Here is a 24,717-nt window from a genome sequence, read left to right as displayed (position 1 = left end):
ATTCGCCGAACGTAGTCCTCACCGCCTTTCGTCGAGCACGTTGATCCGCGACCATGCGTGGCTTTGCCGCCTGTGCGAGTGCACATTATCGGTTGGTGCCGCGTCAGGTTGCTGTACTGAGCCACGCTTTCGCCTCAGCCCGGTATCAGTCGGAGTGGACACACTTACCGTGACTGCCGCGCGGACTCGTACTCAACCAAAAGGTTGACAAAGCTCGGTGCTGGCGCGCACACTCGTACTCAACCAAATAGTTGAGGAACAGAATGACGGACCAGTTGTCGAAAGTATTTGCGGCGCTGAGTGATCCGCTCCGTCGGGACATTGTCGCCCGGCTGACGACGGCCGACGCCACGGTCAGCGAACTCGCCGAACCGTACGACGTCAGCATGCAAGCGGTCTCCAAGCACCTCAAAGTGCTCGAGGACGCGGGACTGGTCAGCCGGGGCCGCGCGGCACAGACCCGCCCGGTGCACTTGGAAGCGCAGGTGTTCGACCTGATGACCAAGTGGATCGAGCGCTACCAACAGCAGGCCGAACAGCGTTACCAGCGCCTGGATGCGGTGCTGGCAGAGATGAATGACACCGAAGCGAAACCGCGACGAAAGGGCAAAGCATCATGAACACCGCACAGGCCGTGATCGAAGCCGACAAGGATGTGCCACTCATCCGCATCACCCGCGATTTCCATGCCACCCCAGCACAATTGCTGAAGGCACATACTGATCCCGAGGTGTTCGCCCGCTGGGTCGGACCCGACGGTATGGACACCCGGATCCTGGAGTGGGACGCCCGAGACGGCGGCAGCTGGCGCTATGTCGCGAGCCGCGACGGCCAGGAGTTCGGCTTCCGCGGCTGCTTCCACACCGTTGGCGAAGACAAGATCGTGCAGACCTTCACCTTCGAGGGCATGCCCGACGACGTTTCCCTGGAGACATTGTGGTTCGAAGATCTCGGTGACGGCCGCACCAGGCTGCATGCGCAATCGTTGGTGGACAGCTTCGAAGGACGCGACGCCTGGCTGGCGTCCGGGATGGAGACGGGCGTCGATCAGGGCTACGCGAAACTCGACGCACTGGTCGGCGGTCTCTGAGCGCGATGGTTGTTCTCAACGCACTCACGCTCGCCGACCGGCACCGCGCCGTCGCCGCTGGGTTCACCGAACATGCTGCGGCGGTGCGGGATTGGTCAGCTCCAACGCCGGTGACCGACTGGACCGCAGGCGACATCGTCGCGCATCTGGTCGGTTGGTTCACCGAGTTCCTCGGTGCGGGCGGTGTGACGCTGCCTGCAAGCCCACCCGTCGCCGACGACCCGCTCGCGGCGTGGATCGCACACGCCGCGGCGGTGCAGGGCCTGCTCGACAGTGACGCAGCCGACGGCGACTTCAGCCATCCGATGGCCGGTTCTCACCGGCTTGCCGACGCCATCGACCGGTTCTATACCGCCGATGTGTACATGCACACCTGGGATCTCGCCACGGCCAACGACCGAAAATCGGGACTGGACCCCGAATTCGCCGCGCAGATGCTCGCCGGGATGACCGAAATCGAGGACCTGCTGCGCTCATCGGGGCAATACGGGCCACCCGTCGCAGTGGCGGACGATGCGGACCCGGTTACCCGGCTGATGGGGTTCATCGGTCGGGACCCGGCGTGGTCGGGCGGCACGCGCCAACCCGCGTAGGGGCTTGCCCGGTATCGGCGTGCCGCCGTGATGCGACCATTGACCCATGACCGCAACGCTTGTCACGAACAATCTGGCCGGCGGATTTGCCCACCGCACGCTCTTCGAGCGGCTCGACCTGACGGTGGCGCCGGGCGATGTGATCGGTGTGGTCGGCTCGAACGGTGCCGGTAAGAGCACGCTGCTGCGGATTCTGGCGGGGGAACTCGCACCGCTGGACGGGGTGGTCAGCCTGGCGCCGGCCGACGCGTTCGTCGGCTGGCTGCCGCAGGAGCACGAGCGGGTGCCGGGGGAGACCGTTGCCGCGTACGTCGCGCGGCGCACCGGATGCGCCGCGGCGACGCAGGCAATGGATGCGGCGGCTGAGGCGCTCGCGGATTCGGCAGCGGACGCCGATAGCTACTCACACGCGCTGGATCACTGGCTCGCGACCGGCGCGGCGGACCTCGATGAACGACTGCCGGCGGTGCTGGCCGACCTGGGGCTCGACTCCGACGCGGTGCGGCCGGAATCGACTTTGATGACCGCGTTGTCGGGCGGCCAGGCCGCGCGAGTGGGGCTGGCGGCGCTGATGCTGTCCCGGTTCGACATCGTCCTGCTCGACGAGCCGACCAACGATCTCGACCTTGACGGTCTTGCCCGGCTGGAAGAGATCGTCGGCAACCTGCGTGGTGGGGTCGTGCTGGTCAGTCATGACCGAGAGTTTCTGGCCCGCACCGTAACCCGCGTCCTTGAACTCGATTTGGCGCAGAACAGGACCACCATCTTCGGCGGCGGTTACGACAGCTATCTGGAAGAACGCGAGGTCGCCCGTCGGCACCGTCGCGAACAGTACGACGAATTCGCTGATAAGAAGGCCGATCTCGTGGCGCGTGCACGCACGCAGCGGGAGTGGTCCAGTCAGGGTGTGCGCAATGCGATGCGCAAGGCGCCCGACAACGACAAGAACCGGCGCAGCGCACAAACCGAGTCCAGCGAGAAGCAGGCGCAGAAGGTGCGGCAGATGGAGAGCCGGATCGCCCGCCTCGAAGAAGTTGAAGAGCCCCGCAAGGAATGGACGCTCCAGTTCACCATCGGTGCCGCACCGCGGTCGAGTTCCGTTGTCGCGACATTGGACAGTGCCGTTGTGCGCCAAGGCGATTACGTGCTGGGGCCTGTGTCGCTGCAGGTCGACGCCGGCGAGCGGATCGGCATCACCGGCCCCAATGGGGCGGGAAAGTCGACCCTGCTGCGGCTACTGCTCGGTCGGCAGCAGCCCGATGAGGGCCGGGCGAGCCTGGGCGCGAACGTCGCCATCGGCGAAATCGACCAGGCGCGTGCAGATTTCACCGGTGCCAGCCGGCTCGTCGATCGCTTCGAGCAATTCGTACCGTCCTGGACGACCGCGGATGTGCGCACCTTGCTCGCCAAATTCGGGCTGCGCGCCGACCACGTGGAACGCACCGTCGACGAGCTGTCGCCCGGTGAACGAACCCGCGCGGGCCTTGCCTTATTGCAGGCACGCGGGACGAACGTGTTGGTGCTCGATGAGCCGACCAACCATCTCGACCTGGCGGCCATCGAGCAACTCGAGGAAGCGCTGAAGAGCTATGACGGGGCACTGCTGCTCGTGACCCATGATCGCCGGATGTTGCAGAACGTTCGGTTGGATCGCTCGTGGCTGGTCGACAACGGGCGCGTTGCAGAGCTATAGCTGGTGCTATCGCCTCAGGGATGCAGGTTCCACTGCCCGACGTCGGAGGCCAGGGCGTCGCTGACGTCCACTTCGAGCCCACCCACGACCGGGCCGGGGTTCGACGCGGTGCTCACGATGCGCTGGTACATCACGGCGGCCGGGTAGATCTTCCCGCCGGACCAGGACCGGGTCTGCCACGCCCACACGTGACCGGGCGTGGTCGAGCGGCCGATGACACCGTCGGCCGCGGCCCACTGGCACGTGTTGATGCCGCCGTAGACGCCGGTGCGCTGCGCACCGATCACCGAGTTGATGCCCCGAAACCACGGCAACGCAACGTTGTTCCACGTTTCGCGGTTGATGTCGTCGTCGACGGAGAAGAAGATCGGTGCGCTCTGGCCGCCGCCTGCCGCGGTGTGCAGCTGCCAGGCGGTGCGCGCATCGGCGACGCCGCCCGCGTATCCGCGGGTGAAGTCCGACGGCGCGGTCCCACCCGGCTTGCCGTATTGATAGTTGCTCACGATCGCCAGTCCCGCCGCGGCCAGCGACTTGGCGTAGGGCAGGGTGATCGGCTTGGCGCCCATGGTCGAGCCGGGGCGCGACGTCGAGACGTAGTTGACGACGCCGGCATGGCCTGCGGCCCGAATGTCTTGCGCCGGAATCTGCTTCATGGCGAAGTCGATCAGCGTGGGAGCGGCGGCTGACGCCGTCGGCATGCCGAGCCCTGCTGCGCCGAGGCCGGCCAGCGCCGATGCGGCGCCGGCATAGCGCAGCGCGTCACGTCGCGAGAACGGGCGCCGAAGGCCGGTGGTCTCCGGGAAGTCCTGCATCTCGAGATGTTAACAATGCGACAGATGTGAAAGTTGTGGCCGGTCCTTGCTGAGTTCAGATCGTGACCGGACTGTTTCATCGGTCAACGCGACGGCTCGCTTCGATTCAGAGTGACGCTAACGATGTCGATGGCGACCTTCCTCGCGGACACTTGAGTCCGGATCGACAAGGGAGAGTGGATGTATCAGGGCCGCGCCGTCCGGGCATCGCAGCTGGTGCTGACGGTGGAGCTTGCCACCGCATCCGGCGATGCGCTGGCACAGGTGACGGCCCTGATGGACGAGTTCGGCGCGTATCTCGCGTACCGGGTGCCTGGCGCCCGGGTCGAGAAGTCGGCCGTCGCCGCGGGCCCGGCTCGTAGTGCTCCACCGGCGCCGATAGGTGGATTGGTCATTGACCGAACTACCCGGCAGGTCAGCGCCGACGGTCGCCTGATCGCGATGGCGTACAAAGAGTTCGAACTGCTGGCATATCTGGCGCAACATCCCCGGCGGATCGTCTCGCGAGAAGAGCTGATCGAAAACGTGTGGGACGCGGGGTTCGCCTCGATGCGGACCATCGATACCCATGTGCGACGGCTCCGGGTGAAGCTGGGTGTGCATGCTCTGACGTTGACGACTGTTCGGGGCAAGGGCTATCGCTTTGATCCGCAGCCTTCGACGCGGTTCCGGGATCAGCGTCCGATCCGGTCTGCCTGATCGTCAGAACGCCGGCACGACGAGGTCTCCGTACGACCGGGCGATGAACGAGCGTAAGGAATCTGATTGCAAGGCTTGGGCCAACATTCTGATTGGTTCGCTCTCGTGGTTGTCCGGTCGCGCGACCAGGTATTCGGCATAGCCGCGATTCGCGCGATCGCAGTAGAGGGCTGACTGCAGGTCGATCTGACGGTCCATGGCGTAGTTGCCGAAGAGGAAAACCAGTTCGAAGTCCGCGAGGACATCGGCCAGATGAGCACTGGCGATTTCCTTGAACAGCAACTGTTTTGGGTTCTCGACGATCGAGTCGACGCCGGGGGTGGACAGCTCGTCATCACGCAGAGTCACCAGACCCAGGTCATGAAGGATGCGCAAGGCCCGCCCCACGTTCGCGGTATCGCCGGGCAGCGCGACCTGCGCGTACTGCGGCACCTCGCCAACGGCGGCAATCGATTCCGAATAGAGCGCGAACGGTTCGATGTGTACCGGTGCGACCGGGACCAGCCGCTGGGCCGACGAGGCATTGAATTCGTCGAGGAATGGCAGGTACTGAAAGAAGTTGGCGTCGATCGCTCTGGCGACCAGGTGCTGGTTCGGTTCGTCGAAGGTATCGAACACTTCGATGTGGAGGTCGATTCCGGCGCGCGCTAGGGCGGGGCGGACGTGCTCGAGGATTTCGGCGTGCGGCACCGGGGTCGCGCCCACGCGCAGGACGCGGCCCGCGCGATGTATCGATCGAATGGTCCCCACGGACAACCCCTTTGGCTATGCGCACACGGCGCTGTGTCACGAAGACTACCGACCCGCTCCCGAATCTGACGTGCCGAGTGTTACCGCATGTGACGCATTGTCAGCGCCGGTGTCCCGCCGGCTGGAGCGGGACGAGTGTGGCCAATAGCTTTTGCATACAACAATATTCGCCGAATAGTGAGGGGTCCGGCCATGTCGGTCGAAGATACTGCGGTGCGTACCGGCGGTGGGCCTCCTGCCGTCGCTCAGCGCCTACGCGGGAATTTGGGCATTCCGGCCATCGTCTTCATGGTGCTGGCCGCGGCGGCACCGCTGGGCGTCATCGGGGGACCGGTGCCGTTGGGCATCGCCACCGGCAACGGACCGGGGTTCCCGGCCACCTTCGTCATTGCCACCGTCGTGCTGCTGCTGTTCGCCATCGGCTTCACCGCGATGACGCCTTTCGTCCGCGAGGCCGGCGCGTTCTTTTCGTATGTGCAGCAGGGCTTTGGGGTTACTGCTGCCATCGGCGCCGCCTTCGTGGCGATCCTCACGTACGCCTCGATGGAGGCTGCGGTCTACGGCTTGTTGGGGCCGCAGCTCGGTGGATTGTTGAGCTTGGTCGGTGTACCGCAGTTGCCGTGGCCGGTGTGGGCATTGGCAGGGCTGGCGGTGATCACCTATCTCGGCTATCGCAACATCGAGCTCTCCAGTCGAGTACTCGCGGTCCTGCTCGTCGCCGAGATCGCCATCGTCGTTGTCCTCGACGCGGTCATCATCGGCCGCGGTGGAGACCATGGACTGTCAACGGGATTGCTCAACCCGGCGCAGATCGTCTCGGGGGCACCGGGAATCGGATTGCTCTTCGCGATCATCTCGTTCCTCGGATTCGAGGCGACGGCCATCTTCCGGGATGAGGCTCGCGATCCGGACCGCACCATTCCCTATGCGACGTACCTCGCGCTGGCCGTGATCGGCATCTTCTACACGGTGTCGAGCTGGGCACTGATCTCGGCGTGGGGTGATCACGAAGCTGTTGAGCGCGCGACGAATTCGGGTGGCACCATGCTCGTGGACACCGCGCAGCGCTACCTGGGTGTGGTGGGAGCCGACGTCATTCAAGTCTTGTTCGTCACCAGCCTCTTCGCCTGCATCTTGTCCTTCCACAACGTGGTATCCCGGTACCTCTTCGCGTTGTCCGGACGTGGCGTGCTGCCCGCTGCCTTCGGTCGGCCGCACACCCGCCACGGCTCGCCGCACGTCGCATCGCTGGCTCTGTCGGCACTGGTCCTCGCGGTCATCGGCGTCGCGACGGTGACTCAGCTGGACCCGAGCACGGAGTTCTACACCTGGCTGTCCGGGATCACCACGGTCGGTGTGCTGGTTTTGATGGTCCTCACCAGTGCGGCGGTCCTGACATTCTTCGCGAAGGACCGACGGCATCATTCGGTGTGGCGTGTCCGGGTTGCCCCGGCCCTCGGCTTGGTCGGCCTGGTGGCGTTCCTGGGACTGATCCTGGTGAACCTCAAAGACCTGGTCGGCGGCTCGTCGGGTCTGGCACTGGCCGTAATCCTGGTGCTCGTAGTGGGTTTCGTGGGCGGTGCCGTGCTGGGCTACCGCCGCGCCCGAACTGAGTCGCTGACGCCGGCCGCAGAGGAGGGCTGAGATGTCTGTGACCACCGAAGCCGCAACGGACCAGCGGCACAGGAGCGTTGTCGATCTGCTCGACTCCGGAGTCATCACCGAGGTCGAGGTGGCGTGGAGTGATCAGTTCGGCCACGCGCTGGGCAAGCGGGTGCCCGCCGACCAGTTCCGCAGTCGCGCCGAAACATCCGGCTTCGGCTTCTGCGATGGCGCGCTCGCGTGGAACTCCAACGCGCGAGTCATCGAAAGCCTCCGGTCGACCAACTGGAACACGGGTTACCCGGACGCTTTCGCGGTTCCCGACCTGAGCACCTTCCGGGAGTTGCCGTGGCGGCCCGGTGTGGGACACGTCATCTCCGACATCGTCACCCACGACCGGACGCCGTCACCGCTCGATCCCCGCGGTGTCTTGCGGCGGGTCATCGAGCGTCTCGAGGCACTCGGATACACCGCCAAAGTTGGCGCCGAGTTCGAGTTCTACCTGCTCAACCCCGACGGATCGATCTTCCAGAACGACGTCCACGCCTACTCGCTGCAGAACGCCAACACTCTCGAACCCCTACTCAGCGAGCTCTATTCGGTGTTGCGCTCATTCACCTCACTGGAGGGCCTGCTCACCGAATACGGTCCCGGACAGGTTGAAGCAAACCTGGTCTACAGCGACGCACTCGATGCCGCCGACAACAGCGCTCGGCTCAAGTACGCGGTCAAGGAGATCGCTCGCCGCAACGGCAAGCTGGCCACGTTCATGCCCAAACCGTTCTCCGAGCACTCCGGAAGCTCTGCGCACCTGCACATCTCGTTGTGGCGAGACGGCGAGCCGGTCCTCGCCGGCGCCGACGGCGCAGAGAGCCAGGTCAGCCTCCATGCCATCGCCGGCCTGCTCGAACACCTGCCGTCGATCACGCTGTTCGGGGCCCACTCGGTCAACGCGTACCGCCGATACGTCCCCGGCTCGTTCGCCCCCGCAACCTTGACGTGGAGTCGGGACAACCGGACGTCCGCGGTCCGGTCCCTTCTGGAGTCGACGCCGCAGGCCACCCGAATCGAGCTGCGCACGGGCGCATCCGACGCAAACCCCTACTGGCTCATCGCATCTGCGCTGGCCGCTGTCGTGGCGGGCCTGGAAGCCAGACGCAATCCGCCCGGCCCTCTGACTGGCAACCTCTACGACGTGGGGGTGCGGCTACCTGAATCGCTTGGCGTCGCCATCGCGCTGGCGCGTAGCGATGACGCCATCGTGGACATCTTGGGCGGGGACTCCGTGCACGACTTCGCCGAGATCGCACAGAGCGAGTGGGATGAGTATTCCGGTGCGGTCACTGACTGGGAGTTCCGGCGCTACCTGGAGAATTCATGACTGCCACACTGACCGCGCCCCGGTTCGGGGTGTGGGCGCCCGTTTACGGAACTTGGGGCGCCAGAACGCATCCCACCGAGATCCCCGACGCCAGCTACCAGCGGACGCGCGATCTCATCGTCAGGGCCGAAGAGCTGGGCTTCGATTCAACGTTGGTGGCCCAACACGTGCTCCATCCTGGTGGCGCTGAACACGATGTGCTGGAAACCTGGTCGACGCTCGCCGGGCTCGCCGAGGCCACCAGCCGGGTCGAGCTGATCGGCGCGATCAAGCCGTTGCTGTTCAATCCGCTGGTATTCGCGAAAACCGTTGCCAACATTGAACAGATCGCCGCCGACCGATTGGCGATCAACCTCGTCAGTGGCTGGTTCCTCCCCGAACTGGAGGCGATTGGGCTCGGCGACGTCAACCATGGTGATCGTTACGAATACTCCCGCGAATGGCTCGACGTCGTGGGCCGGCTGTGGCGCGGCGATGCCATCGAGTCGGGACTGGACGGGGCCGTGGCGGCGGGTGCTCAGTTGCGGCCGGCGCTCGAACGCACACCCCGGGTGTACCTCGGCGGTGAATCCGAAGCAGCGCGCGCGTTGGCGGCCGCGGAGGCCGACGTGTTCTTCCTGAACGGACGCCCGCCACAGGAGGCCGCAGAACTCATCGATGACATGCGGCGTCGTGAACGGAACAAGCCGGACCCCTTGCAGTTTGGCTTGTCTGCATTTGTGATTGCCCGAGAGTCGGCGGAGGAAGCGGAGCACGAGTTCCGGTACTTGCAAAGTCTCGTCGGCGGGGAGGGGCAACGGGACCGCACCGCTGGAGCCGATCCCGCCACCGCGATGTTCAAAGTGCATGAGGGTGTTGCGCGGGTGGGCACCAACGGCGGCACCCTGGCCGGCCTCATCGGCAGTTATGAGCAAGTGGCCGAACGGATCACGACGTTCGCCAACCTCGGTATCGACCTGTTCATGTTGCAGTTCCAGCCTCTGGAAACCGAGATGGAACGTTTCGCGACCCACATCCTGCCCCTGTTTCGATGAGCTGAGAAGGAAACTCCCATGACCGTTACGGCGTTGGCCGCAGGCTCCGTCGCTGACCGGCGGGCGCTGTTGGCGTCGGTCGTCGAAAAGCTCGGCGACGACGACGCCCACCATGAACTGAACCGCACCCTGCACCACGAGTCGACTAGGGCGATCGCCGACACCGGCGTACTGGCACTGCGGATCCCACCGGAGTACGGCGGCCCAGGCGGTTCCATCGTCGACGTCGTCGAGACGGTGATCGACATTGCGCAGGCCAGCTCCAACGTCGCCCAAGCGCTCCGCGCCCATTTCGGATTCGTGGAACGGCTCCTGGGCAACCGGGGCGATGAAGGTCTGCGTGCCCAGTGGTTCCCCGAGGTCCTCAGCGGAAAGATCGTCGGCAACGCGATCACCGAAGCGGTGGGCGCGTCCCCAGCAGCAGTGGGCACCACATTGCGTTCCACCGGTGACGGTCGATATCGGTTGGACGGCAAGAAGTTCTACTCGACCGGAACCCTGTACGCGGATCTGATCGCGGTCTCCGCCGAACGGGAAGACGGTCGCGAAGTGCACGCGATCATTCCCGTCGACCGGCAAGGCGTGACGCTGTACGACGACTGGGACGGCTTCGGGCAGCGACTGACCGCCAGCGGTGCAACAACATTCGATGCCGTGCCGGTCTACGACGATGAGGTCTCGCTGGTCCCTGAGGACCACCGGCTCGCCCACAGCCAGACTTTCCTGCAGCTGTACCTGACTGCGGTGGCAGTGGGAATTGCCAACGGCGTCCTGCGCGATGCCATCTGGTTCGTCCAGAACAAGGCGCGCCCTGCGGCACACGCACTCAGCCCCGCGGCGACGCAGGATCCGTTCATCCTGCAGGCAGTTGGGGAGATCGCGGCCTGGACGTCGGCGGCCACGGCGGTCACCCTCCATGCCGCGGAGGCGCTGGATCGCGTGGTGGATGCCGGCCAGATCGACGATCAGCGCGCCATCGGTGAGGCCGCGATCGAGGTGGCGAAGGCCCAACTCGTCGCGGAACGACTCACCCTCGACGCCGCGCAGCGGCTGTTCGACACCGGCGGTGCGTCGGCCACCGCGCGAACACTGAACCTGGACCGGCACTGGCGCAATGCGCGAACCATCGCAAGCCACAACCCGCTCGCGTACAAGTCCTGGGCGACTGGAGATTTCGTTGTCAACGGCGCGCTTCCGCCCAACTCCGGATACTTCTGAACCCGTGGCGACAGGAGTGGCCTCGCCCGTTGTTGTCGTGCCGCGCCGGTTCTCACTGGGAGACGACCCACGAGTCGTCGCGGCGAATGACCTCTTCGACCGGATTGTCGATCTGGTCGCCGATGCCGGGCTTACCCCGCTGGTCGTCGACGACCCGTTTGTCGCACTGTCCGGCGTCAGTGGACTCGTGCTGCCCGGTGGCGGCGATATCAACCCGCAACGGTACGGACAGGCCACTACCGAGGTGGTGTACGACGTCAACGACGAGCAGGACGAACTCGACTTCACCTTGGCGGCGCGGGCACAGGACGCCGGCTTGCCGGTGCTCGGCATCTGTCGTGGAGCGCAGGTACTGAACGTACTTCGGGGCGGCGATCTCCAGATCGACCTGGTACCAAGCGAAGTCCCGCACCAGAGCATCACCGCCGGCGAGCTGTTCGGTTGGCACACGGTTGCCCTGACAGCAGATAGCCGAGTCCACGCCGCACATGACTCTGACCGGATCGTCGTGGCGTCGGCGCACCACCAGGGCATCGCATCGCTGGGCGCCGGGCTGGTGGCGACGGGTTATGCTGCCGACGGCCTGATCGAGTCGTTCGAGGCCGTCGACGGTTGGGTGCTTGCGGTGCAGTGGCATCCGGAGGCACCGGGCACGTCGGAAGCGGTGCGGCGCGCGCCATTCGTGGCATTGGCGCGGCTGATCGAATCAGCTGCAACGCCCGACCGCAGCGCACCGACAGCCTGCTAGGACAACCGTTCGACGATGGGGCCCAACGCGAGTGCCGGCAGGTACTCCAGTCCGACCACGATCAGGGCGGCGCCGATCATCAGCCCCACGAACGATGGTTGGTGAGTGCGCAGTGTGCCGTCGGTGACTGCCCCGGAACTCTGCCTGGCGAAGCTGGCGGCCAGGGCGAGCACCAGCATCATCGGCACGAACCGGCCGATGATCATTGCCGCCGCCAGACCGATGTTGAATCCTGTTGTGTTTCCGCTGAATCCGCCGAACGCGCTGCCGTTACCCGCGACACAACTGGTCAACGCATACAGCACCTCGGACAGCCCGTGTGGCCCGGAGTTGGTCGTGGCGTTGGCGCCGGCCGGCAGCGCCATCGAGATCGCGACGCCGGTCAGTACCGTCACCGGCGGGGTGAGCACCGCCAGGCTGACCAACTTCATCTCCCGGGCGCTGACCCGCTTGCCCAGATACTCCGGCGTGCGGCCGATCATCAGACCGCCGAGAAACACGGCGAGCAGCGCGATGACGACCAAACCGTACAGCCCGCTGCCCGTGCCGCCGGGGCTGATCTCGCCCAGCATCATGTTGGCCATCAGCACGCCGCCACCAACGCTGGTGAAACTGTCGTAGGACGAGTTGGCCGCGCCGTCCGCGGTAGCGGTGGCCACCTGGCCGAACTGCGCACTACCGGGTATTCCGAAGCGAATCTCCTTGCCTTCCAGCGCAGTACCGACTGCGCTGGTGACGGTGCCGTGCGGCATCGCTTCCGACATCCCGACGGCCGCGGTACCCAATCCGAACAGTGTGACAACTACGGCCAGCAAGGCCCAGCCCTGACGCCGGTCGCCGACCATGACACCGTAGGTGCGGACCAGCGATAACGGGATGGCGGCCATGGTCACGATCTCGATGACGTTGGTCAGCGGTGTCGGGTTCTCGAACGGGTGCGCACTGTTGGCGTTGAAGGCACCACCGCCGTCGCCGGACATCAGCTTGATGGACTCCCACGACGCAACCGGCGCGGACGGCAAGGTCTGCGAGCCGCCGGCCAGGCTGCCGATCGCCTGTGCCGGACCGAAGGTCTCCATCACACCGAGTGCGGTGAGCAGGACCGCGATGATCAGCGCCATCGGGATCAGGATCCGGATGATGCCGCGCACCAGGTCCACCCAGAAGTTGCCGAGTTCGAATGTCTGACGACGCACGATGCCGCGTATCAGCGCGATGGCCACGGCGATGCCGACGGCGGAGCTGGCGAAGGCCTGCACGCCCAGGCCGACGGTCAGTCCGAAGTGACCGAGCGTCGACTCGCCGGCATAGTTCTGCCAACTGGTGTTGGTGACGAAGCTGACGGCAGTGTTCAGCGCGAGCAACGGCGTCATTCCTGGTACGCCCCAAGGTGCGGGCAGCTGGGTTTGCAGCATCAGCAGACTGAACAGCACGGCCACGCTGACCACCGAGAACGCGACCACCGATGCCGCGTACCAGACCCAATGCTGTTCGCGATCCGGCTGCACTCCAACTATTCGATAGATCAATCGCTCAGCACGCCAATGCCTTTCGCTGGAGTAGACCGATGCGATGTAGTTGCCCAACGGCACATGCAGCAGTGCCAGGATCGCGACGATCGTGATGAGTTGCAGCCACGCCGCCGGTCCCCAATGCATAGTCACTGCCCCTCCTGCGTCAGCCTGCGGCATGCCACGCGCCGCGGGGGCCGACGTTAGACCCGCATCCGAGGAATATGACCTGGTCTTGACGCGATCTGAACACCCGCTGTAAAGATCGCCTCCAGCTGCGTAAGGATTCCGTACACATCCCGTCCGCCCCGCCGGCGAGCGAGTAGACCGACATACATGGAGAACCCGCACTACTGGGTCGGCGGTGATCGCTGGCCCCAGCCGCTGCCCAGTTGGGCGCCTGCCTCCAGGCGGTGGTGGACTCGCCTGCTGGACGGCGACCACGTGTGGGGGTCGTTGAGCGTCTCACCCACCCGCTACGGCGTCACACGCTATTGGCTGGTCGTGTACCCACCTGGCATCGACAATGTCGAGCGCCGTTGGCTGCGCGCGTGGCGGGCGTGGCCGACGTGGGGCACCGTCCTGTGGCTGTTTTCCCTTCTGCTGCTTGGTGCTGCGACATCCTGGCTGCAGTTCGCCATTCCGACCGTCGTGTGGCTGGGAGTTGGGGTCGCGCTCTTCGCCCGGGTCGCACGATCGCACGCTCAGATTCGGACACTCTGCATCACCCGGTTCGCCGGCCGACCCGATGAGCAATTCGAAGCCGAGTACGTCGAGCTGAAAGTACTGGTGGGCAAGCTCCGGGCCGCAGACATGTTGCGTGATCAGGGCCGCTTGTCGGTAAGCGCTCACGAAGCGATCTGGTGGCAGGTCTACGACCGGCTCGGAGCAGCCCAAACCGCCAACGAACACCACTGTCCCTGAACGGTTTCGACTGAATCTGACAGACGGCCGTTCCACCTCACATCAAGGAGATTCTCAATGGTCATGGTTGCACGTCACCACCACGAAATGACGACTTCGCTGCTACCTTCGTGGATTGCATTGGCGCGACAGGGATTTCGACGCCTGTGGGCCCGACGGAATTTGACCCTTCAAGAACGGGCCAACTTGTTCGCTTCCTACACGCCACCCGCGCTGATCACGGCGTCGCTGGGCGGGCACATCCGTTGATCTGCGGCGGGCCGCCCGAAGTCCCATGGCCTGCACCGTCACCGTCGGTCGCGACGCTGCTTCCTGAAGGCGCTTACGCCGCGGATTGCGGTCACGTAGTGACTGCGATCCGCGGCATAGGCGTCGGTAACCGTAGGCAGCACCGCCAACGGCGCGATGTCCTACGAGGAAGCCCGGGCACTCACTGATGAAGTGAATAGCTCACGGTAACAACGGAATTACGCGGCTGCTGCCAGCTCCGGCGTGGCTGCCGGTGCCCGCCGCAACCGGAGGCGCGGCAAGCGCATCGTCGCGTATCGGTTGGGCAGGGAGAGCCGGAACACCTTCCGCCACGCCGACGCAACCTGTCGCGGCAGTGAGCCGCTGGTGTAGGTCAGCCCGTTGCGCTCGAAGAGTTCGGCGACCTGCGGCGCGATCTCCTGGTAGCGGTTACTGGGCAGATCGGGGAACAGGTGGTGCTCGATCTGGAACGACAGGTTGCCGGTCATGAAGTGCATCCACCGACCGCCGGAGATGTTGGCCGAGCCGAGCATCTGCCGCAGGTACCACTCGCCGCGGGTCTCGCCCTCGATGGACGCCTTCTCGAACGTCTCGACGCCTTCGGGGAAGTGTCCGCACATGATGACCGAGTGGGTCCACCAATTGCGGATGAGGTTCGCCGTCAGATTCGCGGTGAGCGTGGTCAGCGCCGACGGTCCCGACAGAAGCGGGTGCAGGACATAGTCTTTCAGCGCCTGGCGGCCGGTCTTGGCCAGCACTTCCTTGCCCTGACGGCGGAACTCTTCCTTGTCGGTCTTGCCCTTGAGGTAGCGGCCGATCTGCAGGTCGTACGCGGCGATGCCGTATTGGAAGAAGCAGGCGTTGATGAAGTTGGTCAGCGGCTGCATCAGGTAGAAGGGAGTCCACCGCTGATCTTCGTCGACGCGCATGATGCCGTAGCCGAGGTCATGGTCCTTGCCGAGCACGTTGGTGTACGTGTGGTGCAGTTCGTTGTGTGAGTGCTTCCACATCGCGGCGGGCGACGCGCTGTCCCATTCCCACGTCGTGGAGTGAATCTTCGGGTCGCGCATCCAGTCCCACTGGCCGTGCATCACGTTGTGGCCGATTTCCATGTTGTCGATGATCTTCGACACGGCCAGTCCGGCGGTGCCGGCGATCCATGCCGGCGGGAACAGCGAGAACAACAACACGGCGCGGCTGGTCAGCTCGAGCTTGCGCTGGCCGGCGATGACCTTGCGGATGTAGGCGGCGTCTTGTTCGCCGCGGCTGGCGATGACGTTGGCGCGGATCGCGTCGAGTTCGATGCCGATGTTCTCGATGTCGGCCTCAGAGAGGTGCGCGACGGGGTTGTTGAGTTTGCGTTGGATTGCGGTCATGGCGTAACTCCTTGTGTGAAGGCAGTTTTCGATCAGATGTCGATATCGCAGGCGCCGGCGGCTGCGCTGATGCAGGTTTGGATTGCGACGCCGTCGCCTTCGACGGCGGTGGTGAGGTCGCCCGTGCGCACGTCGCGCACTGCTCCTCGGCGGAGGGGGACGACGCAGCCGAAGCACACGCCCATCCGGCAGCCCGAGGGCATCAGGACGCCGGCGGCCTCTCCGGTGTCGAGCAGCGTCTGACCTCCGGCGGCCTCGGTGGTGGTGCCGCTCTTGCTGAATGTCACGGTGCCGCCGTCGCCGGTGGCGAGGATTTCGGCGCGGAACCGTTCGGTGTGCAACCGGTCGGCCATGCCGGCCGCGGTCCAATGCTGTTGCAGCGCATCGAGTAGTCCGGCGGGTCCGCACGCCCAGGTATGGCGCCCGGTGAGATCGCCGACCAGTTCCTGCAGGCGCGTCACGTCGACCCGACCGTCGGTGGCGGTGTGGACCTCGATCAGCCGGATCCGGCCGCGCGCAGCCAGTTCGCGCAGCTCGCCGGCGAAGATCATGTCGTCGGGCGTCGGCGCGCAGTGCACGACCACTGTGTTGGTGTCCGTGCTGTCGGCGAGGTTGCGCAGGATGCCCATGATCGGGGTGATGCCGCTGCCGGCGGCGACGAACAGCAGCTTGTCCGGCGTAGCGGTGGGAAGGACGAAGTCGCCGGCGGCCTGGTCGAGGTGCACCAGCGTGCCGACACTGGCGCGACGCACCAGGTAGTTGCTGACCGTTCCGTCTGTGACGGCTTTGACGGTGATCGCGATGTGCCCATCGGGGCGATCGGTGTGCGAGGTCAGCGAGTAGGTGCGCCATTGGCGTACCCCGTCGACATCGATCCCGATGCGGGCGTACTGGCCGGGGATGTGCGATTGCCATCCGCTGCCGGGCTTGATGGTCACGGTGACGCAGTCGCGCGTCTCGGGATGTACAGCGGTGATCCGGCCGCGCAGCGGGGCTCCGGAACGCAGGGGTGCGACGAGGTCGAGGTAGTCGCCGGGCAGCAGTGGGGTGGTGATCCGCTCGGCCAGCTCGAGCACACGCCGGCGCAATCCTGCAGCGGTCGGGCGAACTGATGTCGTGGTCATGCTCTTAGCTTCCATGAGCAGGCGGTACAAAGTCCTATGCTGGGAGGGTGATAGATCCGGATCAATTTGTTCGGAAAGAACAGTTATGACGGATCCCGCTGCCCGATTCAGTGGCCTGGACCTCGATGAGGAGATAGTTCGGGCGCTGGAAGGGGTGTTGCCTCAGATGGCCGAGCGGACCGTCGCGGCGGTCACGGCCGAGGTGCCGAGCTACACCGACGCGTTCAGCGGACCGATGGGGCAGACCATCGAGAACGCGGTACAGCTGGCGCTGGGCGCGTTCCTGCGTCTGACCACCCGGTCCCACGACACCGATCCGGGGCCGAGGCTGTCTCCGGCGCTCGACGGTGCCTACGACCTGGGTCGGGGTGAGGCCCGCACCGGCCGATCGATCGATGCCCTGCTGTCGGCCTACCGGGTCGGCGCTCGCGTGTCGTGGCGAGAGCTCTCGGCCACCGCGGTCGCAGCAGGACTGTCTGCGGCGACCACCGCGAGGTTCGCCGAAATGGTGTTCGCGTTCATCGACGAACTGTCGGCGGCCAGCGTGTCGGGCCACGCAGATGAACTCGCCGCCGCCGGCCGGGTCCGGCAACGCCACCTCGACCGGCTCGCCGCGGAACTGTTGGCGGGCGCGCCCATGAACCAGCTGCTCGCCAGTGCCGAGCAGGCCGACTGGAAGCCGCCGAAAACGCTGAGCGCCGTGCTGCTGCCGGAGGTTGAAACCCGCAAGCTGTCAGTCCTTTTCGCCCAGGAAACCCTCCACACGAGTCTTGACGTGTCTGAGGTGGACGCCGGTGAATCGCTGGCCGTGGTGCTCGTACCCGACGCCGACGGTCAGCAGCGTCAGCGGGTCCTCGACGCCATGACCGGCAGCCGCGTGATCGTCGGACCTTCGCGTCAGTGGTGGCAGGTGAAATCCTCCTACCTGCGCGCGATGCGCACCCGGGCCCTGGTGCCAGGTGGCTCCGGTGTCGTCGACACCGAAGAACACCTCGTCGACCTGGTGCTCAGCGCCGACCACGACGCCGTCGACGACCTACGTCGGCGCGTGCTTGCGCCGCTCGCCGGGCTGCGACCGAGCACAGCCGAACGGCTCGAGGAAACGCTACGGGCCTGGGTCCTGCACCTCGGCCGCCGAGACGCCGTCGCCGAGTCGCTGTTCGTGCACCCGCAGACGGTGCGTTACCGCATGACCCAGCTGCGCGACTTCTACGGCGACCGGCTCGACGATCCAGACGCGGTATTGGAAATCACTGTGGCACTTGGCCTTACCGGCGTGCGGACACCTGCAGCCACCACGACGCCGGAATCGAGCAGCGGATCAGCTGGCGGCGTTGGGTAGCAACGGAGGGCAGTCCCCGTGGGCATCGGTGGCCAGCTCGAAATGCCAGAGTTCGTTGGCGTAGATCTGACACAAGCCGAAGCGCCCACCATTGGCGATCAGCCACTTGTCGGCACTCTGGCCGCCGATGTCGACGGCCTGGCCGCTGACATGTTTGGACTGCTGCGGCGTCTGGACGTACTGCCGCGCAGCGTTGTAACTGCCGTAGGTCTGGATCGCGTCGTCGAGCAATTGCTGCTGGAACTCTGGAGAGCGCCAGCCGGAGGTGATCGTCATGGGGATCCCCTCGGCAGCCGCCGCGGTCGTCGCATGCTGGACCGCTGCCAACAAGGCCGGATCAAGCCGGCCGACCGCCGGATCAGAAACATCGAAGGGGCTCGCCGCATCGGCGGACGCGGATGGCATCGGTCCGAGCAGCGTGAGCGCACCTGCCAAGGCCAATACGGTGCCCGTGAGTCGCATGGGGGTCGAGACTACTTGAGGTTGCGAATCCGTCTCGCCGTCGAGCACCGGGCGCTACCCTCCGCTCAGGCCGGTGCTCATCGACCGTCGCCATCGCCGCGGAGGAGAAATCATGACCGGCACGACTTCGTCGGATCGGGCCGACGCCGACGCGGCACTCAAGGCGAAGCACCGCGCCCTGTGGGCCTCCGGCGACTACGCCACCGTCGCCTCCGACCTGATTTCGTCGCTCGGCCCGGAGCTGGTGCGCGCCTGCGGAATCCGGGCGGGAGATCGCGTGCTCGACGTGGCGGCCGGGTCGGGCAATGCGGCGATTCCCGCGGCGGCGCTCGGTGCGACGGTCACGGCGAGCGACCTGACCCCCGAGCTGTTCGATGCCGGCCGAGCCAGCGCTGCCCAGCGCGGCGTCGAACTGGAATGGATGACGGCAGATGCCGAAGCGCTGCCGTACGAAGACAACAGCTTCGACGTCGTGATGTCCTGTGTCGGCGCGATGTTCGCACCACATCACCAGATCACCGCCGACGAGCTGGTCCGGGTGTGCCGTCCCGGTGGCACCATCGGCATGATCAACTGGACGCCAACAGGTTTCATCGGTCAGTTGTTCGCGACCATGAAGCCCTACGCACCCCCGTTGCCCCCCGGCGTCAGCCCGGCGCTGCTCTGGGGCGACGCCGACCACGTGCGAGAGCTGTTCGGCGACAAGGTGACCGAGCTGACGGTTCAGCGGCAGACGGTGACGATGGCCCGTTGTCCGACGCCGGTCGAATTCCGCGAATACTGGAAGACCAACTACGGGCCGACCATCGCCGTCTACAACTTCAACGCTGACCAACCAGATCGAATCACGCTGTTGGACAGTGACTTCGAACAGTTCCTGACTGCGGCCAACCAGTCGACCGAGTCCGGTCGCACGCTGTATCAGGCCGAATACCTGCTGGTCATCGCGGTCAAGCGGTAGCGTTTTCCCGCAGCGAGATCGGCGGCGTCGTCGCGGCGGCCAATGCAACGGCGTCGATCGTCTGACACCGGTACGGGAGTGTCTCCAGCCGTGCCGTCATCGTGCCGAGCGGATCCTCGAGCACCCCGGTGGTTCCCGACAGGAACGCCCACTCGTGCTCGACGCTGCCGAAATAGACCACGGTGGCGAAGGTTTCGCCGAAGCGCTCCCACGATCGGATCAGCGTCTCGTTGCGCCAGAGCGTGGGGCAGCCCGCCTGGCCGACCACGATGGCGCCGATGTCGCCGCACAGCTTCATGAAATCGGCGCCGTAGAGGCGGTTGTGTTGGGCGGGCTCGGTTCGTTCGTCCGGCAGGTCGATGACGACGACGTCGTAGCGGGGGCCGGTGTGGTTGGCGACGAACTCGTATCCGTCGGTGTAATGCACCGTGACGGGGCCGAGTCCGGCTTCTGCGCTTGCCAATTCAGCGGGGGTGTAACCGTAGGGCAGATGTTCGGCACAGAGCCGGACGGCGTCGCGGTCGATGTCGACGTGATCGACGTGGGTGGCGCCGGCAGCGACCGCCATCTGGCTGGCCACGCCCTCGCCGGAGCCGATGATCAGTACCCGATCGACCGCCTCGGCCAGCAGCATTGCCGGCACCATCAGAGCTTCGTGATAGACGAGCTGGCTCAATTCGGTGCTCTGCCGGTCCGAGTCGCTGAACAAAGAAATGCCCTGCTCCGTCCGGCCGATCACCAGATGCTGGAACTCGGTGTGGACGTCACACAGCACGTCGGTCAGCTGCCAGGTGCGGGTGATACCGGGTGCCATCGGCTCGACGATCTGCTTGCCGGCGCCGCGAAACACGGTGTGGACGTGAGCATCTGCTGCGCCGACAGCCTGGCGCAGCAGCCGGACGGCCTCCTCGGCGTCGGCGGACTCGCCGCAGGTGAAGACGTCGACGAACATGGCGCCGCGCTCCGGGTAGCTGTGGATCGAGGCGTGCGACTCCGCGAGCAACGCCAGCACCGTCACGCCGTGCGGCTCGAAGCGCTTGTCCACCATGTCGCACACAGTGGCTCCGGCGCGTTCGACCGCGGTGCGCAGTAGGTGGCGCAGCCGCACGCGATCGTTGGCCAGTTCGCGATCGACGCCAGTGAACTCGGCCAGCACGTGACAGCCCGCGAAGCTGCTACCCGGTTGTGACTGCATCATCGACCTCCACGAATTCTGTTGCCAAAAAAGCAAATCCATTGAATGACGACGAATAGCTCGTCGTATACGCGCCGGCCGATTCGATCTCGGCCAGATCGCCCGGACGTAGCGTCACGGGCAGCGGATACCGCCGATACAGCACGTCGTCGCCGTCGCACGTCGGGCCGGCGACGACGGCGTCGTCGACGGGATCACCATCGCGGCTGGTGCGCAGCCGGTACCGGATGTATTCGTTCTCGGTTTCGGCGAGCCCGCCATAGCGCCCGATGTCCAGGTACACCCAGCGGCGGCCGTCGGTACCGGTCCGCACCGACACCACTTCGCAGTAGAGCGTGCCCGCCGACCCGACGATCGCGCGGCCCGGTTCGATGACGATATGGGGGAGCATCGGGAAGTGGCGCTGCAGCGCGTCGGCGATGGCGTCGCCCACGACCTGGACGCTGGGCACGCGCGAATCGTACGAGACCGGGATTCCGCCGCCCAGATTGAGCGTGGCCATGCCGGGTACAGCGTCGAAAACATCACGTGCGCAACGGATGCCGATCTCCCACGCTCCCGGGTCGAGCTGCTGTGAGCCGACGTGGAAGGCCAGCCCGTCCCCTCGCAGACCCAACCGGGCAGCCTGACTCAGCAGCCCCACTGCCTCGTCCGGTGCACAGCCGAACTTGTGCCCGAACGGTGTCACCGACGACGGGAACGCCGGTGCGATGCGGCATTCGACGCTCGACCCGGGCGCGTTCTCGGCGATCGCCTCTAAGCCGGCCGCGGTGTCGAAGGTGAATCGCCGCACGCCCCGCGCAAACGCGTACGCGACCTCGGCGGGCTTCTTGAGCGGGTTCCCGAACGTCATCAGGGCGCCGTCGACCCCGGCCGCCGCGCACAGGTCGATCTCGCCGACGGACGCGACGTCAAACGTGCAGTCAAGGCCGGCGAGGAGCCGGAGGACGGGTTCGGCCGGATTGGCCTTCACCGCGTACCGAATTTCGGCCGTGGGCAGCGCACCGCGCAACGCAGCAACGTTCCTGCGCACCGTCGCGAGGTCGATCCTCAGGTAGGGCCTACTGGGCACAGGCGGCAGACTACTGAACAGTTCCCGTCGGCGCGCCGTGATGACTCCGACCTGGCGATCAGCGTTGCACCGGTTGCTCGATCTGCTCCCGCAGAATGTCGCCGTGACCAGCGTGCCTGGCGAATTCTTCGATCATGGCGAGGAGCGTCCAGCGCATGCTCACGGTTCCTTCGCGAGGGATGTCCAGGGTGTCGTCCAGGGCGAAGCGTCCGGCGATCTCCCGCGATCGTCGGCTGGCGCGCTCGAACTCGGCGATCACGTCGGGCAGCGACTCGTCGTCGGAGACCGCGAACGTGCCTTCGTCTCGGTTGGAGTAGCCGTCGCAGTCGGCTTCATCGAGCCCCGCCCAGAACCGCTGAAACCAGATTCGTTCCGCGGCCGCCGCGTGCTTGATCAACGAGATCGGAGTCGTCAGCGACGCGACGCGCCGCTGACGGGCCTCGGCCTCGGGCAGACCTCGTACCGTCGCGATGAGTGCCTCGCGGTTGCGGTCCAGCATGTTCTCGAGGAGCGCCCGTTCGGCGCCATTGGTAATTCGGTTGGTATTCATGGTTGTTCGACCCGATCTGTGGTTGCGATTGAGGACATCGCCGTCGGCGGTATGTGGTGACTGCACGGACGACAACCGGATGCTGGATGCAGGACACCGGAATCGGCCGAGTCGTGAAGGCGGCCGCGCGTTGATCGGCGAGCGGAGGATTCAGCCGACGAGGTTGATCACGAGATTGATCGTGCACGCGATGATCACGGTGCCATAGATGTAGCTGAAGAGACAGTGCCGGAGGACTTCGGCCCGAATCTGCGAGCTCGTGACGTCGGTATCGGACACCTGGTAGGTCATCCCGAGGTTGAACGAGAAGTAGTAGAAGTCGCTGTACTGCGGATCGACACCGGGACTGTTGAAGTCGATTCCGCCGGGTTCGTCGTCGTAGTAGATGCGGGCGTAGCGCGCCGTGTACATGGTGTGGAGCAACGCCCACGTCGCGAGGATCGCGGCCAGCGACATGCCTGCGTACGACGCCTTGTCCGCGTCGTTGGCGGACAACAGGAGGATTCCGATGGAGGTCAGGCTGGCCGTCAGGATGAGGAACAGGACCAGATCGCCGATCTCGTCGTCGACGTCGGCTTCACCCGCGTGCTCCTTTGTCTGCTCGGGGCCCATCCGCCAGAGCGCCACGAGCGCCCATGAGACATAGCTCGCCGCGGTGACGATGACGACCGCCAGCAGGCCGACGGGCCAACGCTGCAACAGCAGCCCGGTCGCCAGGCCGACGCCGAGGCCCGCGGTCAAGCTGATCCAGAATCTGTTCGCGCCGGAGATTGAGGTCACCCACGCATTCTCCTGCGGTGGCGGTGATTTCGGCGCGCTTCTGGCGGCGTCAGCTCCCGTAGAGCCGCAGAGCCCGTGCGGCCTCTGTGGCGATGTCGCCGCTCAGCCGCGCGATGGGCGGACCGCCGCGTTGGTGGATCACGTTCGCCAGCACCACCACGTAGGTGTCGGACTCAGGGTCGATCCAGAGGGTGACGCCGGTGAAGCCGGTATGGCCGAAGCTGCCGACGGGAAACACCATGCCGCGCGGTCGCGAATGCTCGGTGTCGATGTCCCAGCCGAAGCTGCGCAGCTCCTGTCCCGGGATAGCCGGGTAGCTCGGTGCCAGCAGCGGATCCGTTGTGTTGGGGTGCTTTTCGATGGCGTACCGACTTGCGGCATTCGCTGCCTCAACTTGAGATGCCGTGTGCCCGGGCTGTTGCGGAGTCGCCATCAATGCCGCGGTCGACTGCTGGAGTGGGAACGGGCTCGGGCGGCCGGCGAGACGGTCGAGCAGAGCCTGCGCGTAGCGGCCGACGTCGGTGACCGTCGAGAACACGCCCGCGCTCCCTCCGGTGCCGCCCATGCGTCGAGCCGTCGGGTCGTGCACCGTCCCGCGGATCAGGTGATCGAAGTCGGGGTTGATGCCCGGGGTGTCGTCGTCATGCGCCGTCGGCGCGACGCGCGCCAACAGGTCGGTGCTCCACGTCCCAGCCGGGCACGGACCGGAGGGAACGCCCTCGAAAACGATTGCCGTACCGCGAACTTGGTGCGGGCCACAGGCCTTGGTGGCCGGGAGGTAGCGGGTATCGGCAAGCCCGAGCGGTGCAAAGACGTTGTCCTGCACGTAGTTGTCCAAAGATTCGCCGGTGATCTTCTCGATCAGCGCGCCGAGAATGATGAAGTTGAGGTCGGAGTAGTGGAATCCCTCGCCGGGGCCGAACTCCAAAGGCGCGGTGAGCGCACGACGAATACCCTCGGCCTTGTCGGCACTCGTCAGCCCCCACGGGCCCTGGTGACTGAGGTCGCCGCCGGTACCGGACGTGTGCGTCAACATCATCCGCACTGTCACCTGGGCACGCCGCGGGTCGTTGGTGGCGTTGAATTCCGGAAAATACGTCTGGATGGGCTCGTCGACCTGCACCAGGCCTTTCTCGTACAGCTGCAGGAAAGCCACCGTCGTCGCGATGCTCTTCGACAACGACGCGAGATCGAAAATGGTGTCGTCGGTCATCGGCTCGGCCGGGGACGCAGACCCGTCCAGTCCGGGCTCGTCGCCGAGCCGGCGCGCACCATAGGCCTGCCGGAAGACGACCTGCCCGGCGTGCCCGATCTGAATCACCGCGCCGGGCAACCGATGTGCCGCGATCGCGTCATTGACCAGGCGGGAGACCGCAGCGAATGGGCCGGCGGGGACGACGGTCGGTATCGGGACGGGACTCGGCGCCGCGGCAGCCGCGCGCGAGGCCGGCGGTGACGTGACGGATGCCGGTGGCGGCGCCGGATGCCCGCACGCCGCGAGGGCAAGCGCGACGGCGGCCAGCCGTGCGCAGCGAGACACCTTCACCGGTC

General features: G+C 65.7%; 24 protein-coding genes. 13 read left to right on the top strand and 11 right to left on the bottom strand.

The window, feature by feature from the left end; all coding sequences use genetic code 11:
• The first annotated feature begins 263 nt into the window (after positions 1-263).
• The 4 genes from AC1U2B_RS18955 to abc-f are packed head-to-tail and all read left to right on the top strand — an operon-like array spanning position 264 to position 3,376.
• Positions 264-620: an ArsR/SmtB family transcription factor gene (locus AC1U2B_RS18955; RefSeq protein WP_480217986.1), complete on the top strand. Its 357-nt coding sequence runs from the start codon at positions 264-266 to the stop codon at positions 618-620.
• Entirely contained in the window at positions 617-1,090 is a 474-nt protein-coding gene (locus AC1U2B_RS18950) for an SRPBCC family protein (protein WP_260934950.1), read from the top strand. The genes AC1U2B_RS18955 and AC1U2B_RS18950 overlap by 4 nt, the downstream gene beginning before the upstream one ends.
• Positions 1,091-1,095: 5 nt before the next feature.
• Positions 1,096-1,683, top strand: a complete 588-nt coding sequence (locus AC1U2B_RS18945) for a TIGR03086 family metal-binding protein (RefSeq protein WP_480217985.1) — start codon at positions 1,096-1,098, stop codon at positions 1,681-1,683.
• A 46-nt stretch (positions 1,684-1,729) separates the two neighbouring features.
• Entirely contained in the window at positions 1,730-3,376 is a 1,647-nt protein-coding gene (abc-f, locus tag AC1U2B_RS18940) for a ribosomal protection-like ABC-F family protein (protein WP_480217984.1), read from the top strand.
• A 14-nt stretch (positions 3,377-3,390) separates the two neighbouring features.
• Here abc-f and AC1U2B_RS18935 read toward each other — a convergent pair whose 3' ends face one another.
• Positions 3,391-4,188, bottom strand: a complete 798-nt coding sequence (locus AC1U2B_RS18935) for a DUF1906 domain-containing protein (protein WP_043985561.1) — start codon at positions 4,186-4,188, stop codon at positions 3,391-3,393.
• 180 nt (positions 4,189-4,368) lie between these two features.
• On the opposite strand from AC1U2B_RS18935, the gene AC1U2B_RS18930 reads away from it, so the two are divergent.
• Complete coding sequence (locus AC1U2B_RS18930) at positions 4,369-4,887, top strand: winged helix-turn-helix domain-containing protein (RefSeq protein ID WP_480217983.1); 519 nt, start codon at positions 4,369-4,371, stop codon at positions 4,885-4,887.
• Positions 4,888-4,890: 3 nt separating this feature from the next.
• Here AC1U2B_RS18930 and AC1U2B_RS18925 read toward each other — a convergent pair whose 3' ends face one another.
• Positions 4,891-5,592: a MetQ/NlpA family ABC transporter substrate-binding protein gene (locus AC1U2B_RS18925; protein WP_480217982.1), complete on the bottom strand. Its 702-nt coding sequence runs from the start codon at positions 5,590-5,592 to the stop codon at positions 4,891-4,893.
• Between the two features lie 237 nt (positions 5,593-5,829).
• On the opposite strand from AC1U2B_RS18925, the gene AC1U2B_RS18920 reads away from it, so the two are divergent.
• Genes AC1U2B_RS18920 through AC1U2B_RS18900 form a run of 5 tightly spaced genes read left to right on the top strand, consistent with a single transcriptional unit; the run spans position 5,830 to position 11,620 of the window.
• Positions 5,830-7,281 carry an APC family permease gene (locus tag AC1U2B_RS18920; RefSeq protein WP_480217981.1) on the top strand — a complete coding sequence of 484 codons (1,452 nt, stop codon included), beginning with the start codon at positions 5,830-5,832 and terminating at the stop codon, positions 7,279-7,281.
• 1 nt (position 7,282) lies between these two features.
• Complete coding sequence (locus AC1U2B_RS18915; RefSeq protein ID WP_480217980.1) at positions 7,283-8,620, top strand: glutamine synthetase family protein; 1,338 nt, start codon at positions 7,283-7,285, stop codon at positions 8,618-8,620.
• Positions 8,617-9,654, top strand: a complete 1,038-nt coding sequence (locus tag AC1U2B_RS18910) for an LLM class flavin-dependent oxidoreductase (RefSeq protein ID WP_480217979.1) — start codon at positions 8,617-8,619, stop codon at positions 9,652-9,654. Before AC1U2B_RS18915 ends, AC1U2B_RS18910 begins: the two co-directional genes overlap by 4 nt.
• Before the next feature lie 18 nt (positions 9,655-9,672).
• Positions 9,673-10,872: an acyl-CoA dehydrogenase family protein gene (locus AC1U2B_RS18905; protein WP_480217978.1), complete on the top strand. Its 1,200-nt coding sequence runs from the start codon at positions 9,673-9,675 to the stop codon at positions 10,870-10,872.
• Positions 10,873-10,876: 4 nt separating this feature from the next.
• Positions 10,877-11,620 carry a gamma-glutamyl-gamma-aminobutyrate hydrolase family protein gene (locus tag AC1U2B_RS18900; RefSeq protein WP_480217977.1) on the top strand — a complete coding sequence of 248 codons (744 nt, stop codon included), beginning with the start codon at positions 10,877-10,879 and terminating at the stop codon, positions 11,618-11,620.
• On the opposite strand, the gene kdpA is transcribed toward AC1U2B_RS18900, so the two are convergent.
• On the bottom strand, positions 11,617-13,278 hold the full coding sequence (gene kdpA, locus AC1U2B_RS18895; protein WP_480218108.1) for a potassium-transporting ATPase subunit KdpA: 1,662 nt from the start codon (positions 13,276-13,278) through the stop codon (positions 11,617-11,619). The genes AC1U2B_RS18900 and kdpA overlap by 4 nt on opposite strands.
• A 189-nt stretch (positions 13,279-13,467) precedes the next feature.
• On the opposite strand from kdpA, the gene AC1U2B_RS18890 reads away from it, so the two are divergent.
• Complete coding sequence (locus AC1U2B_RS18890; RefSeq protein ID WP_480217976.1) at positions 13,468-14,055, top strand: DUF6611 family protein; 588 nt, start codon at positions 13,468-13,470, stop codon at positions 14,053-14,055.
• 467 nt (positions 14,056-14,522) lie between these two features.
• Here the strand turns inward: AC1U2B_RS18890 and AC1U2B_RS18885 are convergent, their stop codons facing one another.
• A complete protein-coding gene (locus AC1U2B_RS18885) occupies positions 14,523-15,680 on the bottom strand; it encodes a fatty acid desaturase family protein (RefSeq protein WP_480217975.1) in 1,158 nt (385 codons plus the stop codon).
• Between the two features lie 32 nt (positions 15,681-15,712).
• The gene (locus tag AC1U2B_RS18880) at positions 15,713-16,804 is read right to left on the bottom strand and encodes a ferredoxin reductase (protein ID WP_480217974.1); all 1,092 of its coding nucleotides are present in this window, start codon (positions 16,802-16,804) and stop codon (positions 15,713-15,715) included.
• 85 nt (positions 16,805-16,889) lie between these two features.
• Here AC1U2B_RS18880 and AC1U2B_RS18875 point away from each other — a divergent pair, with 85 nt between their 5' ends.
• The gene (locus tag AC1U2B_RS18875; protein WP_480217973.1) at positions 16,890-18,146 is read left to right on the top strand and encodes a PucR family transcriptional regulator; all 1,257 of its coding nucleotides are present in this window, start codon (positions 16,890-16,892) and stop codon (positions 18,144-18,146) included.
• On the opposite strand, the gene AC1U2B_RS18870 is transcribed toward AC1U2B_RS18875, so the two are convergent.
• A complete protein-coding gene (locus AC1U2B_RS18870) occupies positions 18,126-18,608 on the bottom strand; it encodes a M15 family metallopeptidase (protein ID WP_480218107.1) in 483 nt (160 codons plus the stop codon). The two genes, AC1U2B_RS18875 and AC1U2B_RS18870, sit on opposite strands and share 21 nt — an antisense overlap.
• A gap of 112 nt (positions 18,609-18,720) precedes the next feature.
• On the opposite strand from AC1U2B_RS18870, the gene AC1U2B_RS18865 reads away from it, so the two are divergent.
• Positions 18,721-19,569, top strand: coding sequence for a class I SAM-dependent methyltransferase (locus AC1U2B_RS18865; protein WP_480217972.1), 849 nt, complete (start codon positions 18,721-18,723; stop codon positions 19,567-19,569).
• Here the strand turns inward: AC1U2B_RS18865 and speD are convergent.
• From speD to AC1U2B_RS18840, 5 genes are all read right to left on the bottom strand, one after another.
• Positions 19,559-20,767 carry an adenosylmethionine decarboxylase gene (speD, locus tag AC1U2B_RS18860; RefSeq protein WP_480217971.1) on the bottom strand — a complete coding sequence of 403 codons (1,209 nt, stop codon included), beginning with the start codon at positions 20,765-20,767 and terminating at the stop codon, positions 19,559-19,561. The two genes, AC1U2B_RS18865 and speD, sit on opposite strands and share 11 nt — an antisense overlap.
• A complete protein-coding gene (locus tag AC1U2B_RS18855; RefSeq protein ID WP_480217970.1) occupies positions 20,745-21,836 on the bottom strand; it encodes a type III PLP-dependent enzyme in 1,092 nt (363 codons plus the stop codon). The genes speD and AC1U2B_RS18855 overlap by 23 nt, the downstream gene beginning before the upstream one ends.
• 58 nt (positions 21,837-21,894) lie before the next feature.
• On the bottom strand, positions 21,895-22,386 hold the full coding sequence (locus tag AC1U2B_RS18850; protein WP_260935002.1) for a DinB family protein: 492 nt from the start codon (positions 22,384-22,386) through the stop codon (positions 21,895-21,897).
• Between the two features lie 150 nt (positions 22,387-22,536).
• Positions 22,537-23,157, bottom strand: a complete 621-nt coding sequence (locus tag AC1U2B_RS18845) for a DUF1345 domain-containing protein (RefSeq protein WP_480218106.1) — start codon at positions 23,155-23,157, stop codon at positions 22,537-22,539.
• A 58-nt stretch (positions 23,158-23,215) separates the two neighbouring features.
• Positions 23,216-24,712: a serine hydrolase domain-containing protein gene (locus AC1U2B_RS18840; protein WP_480217969.1), complete on the bottom strand. Its 1,497-nt coding sequence runs from the start codon at positions 24,710-24,712 to the stop codon at positions 23,216-23,218.
• Positions 24,713-24,717 lie beyond the last annotated feature (5 nt).

It is taken from the genome of Mycolicibacterium sp. P4_G11, from assembly GCF_056555145.1.
This window is presented reverse-complemented; position numbering and strand designations above follow the sequence as displayed.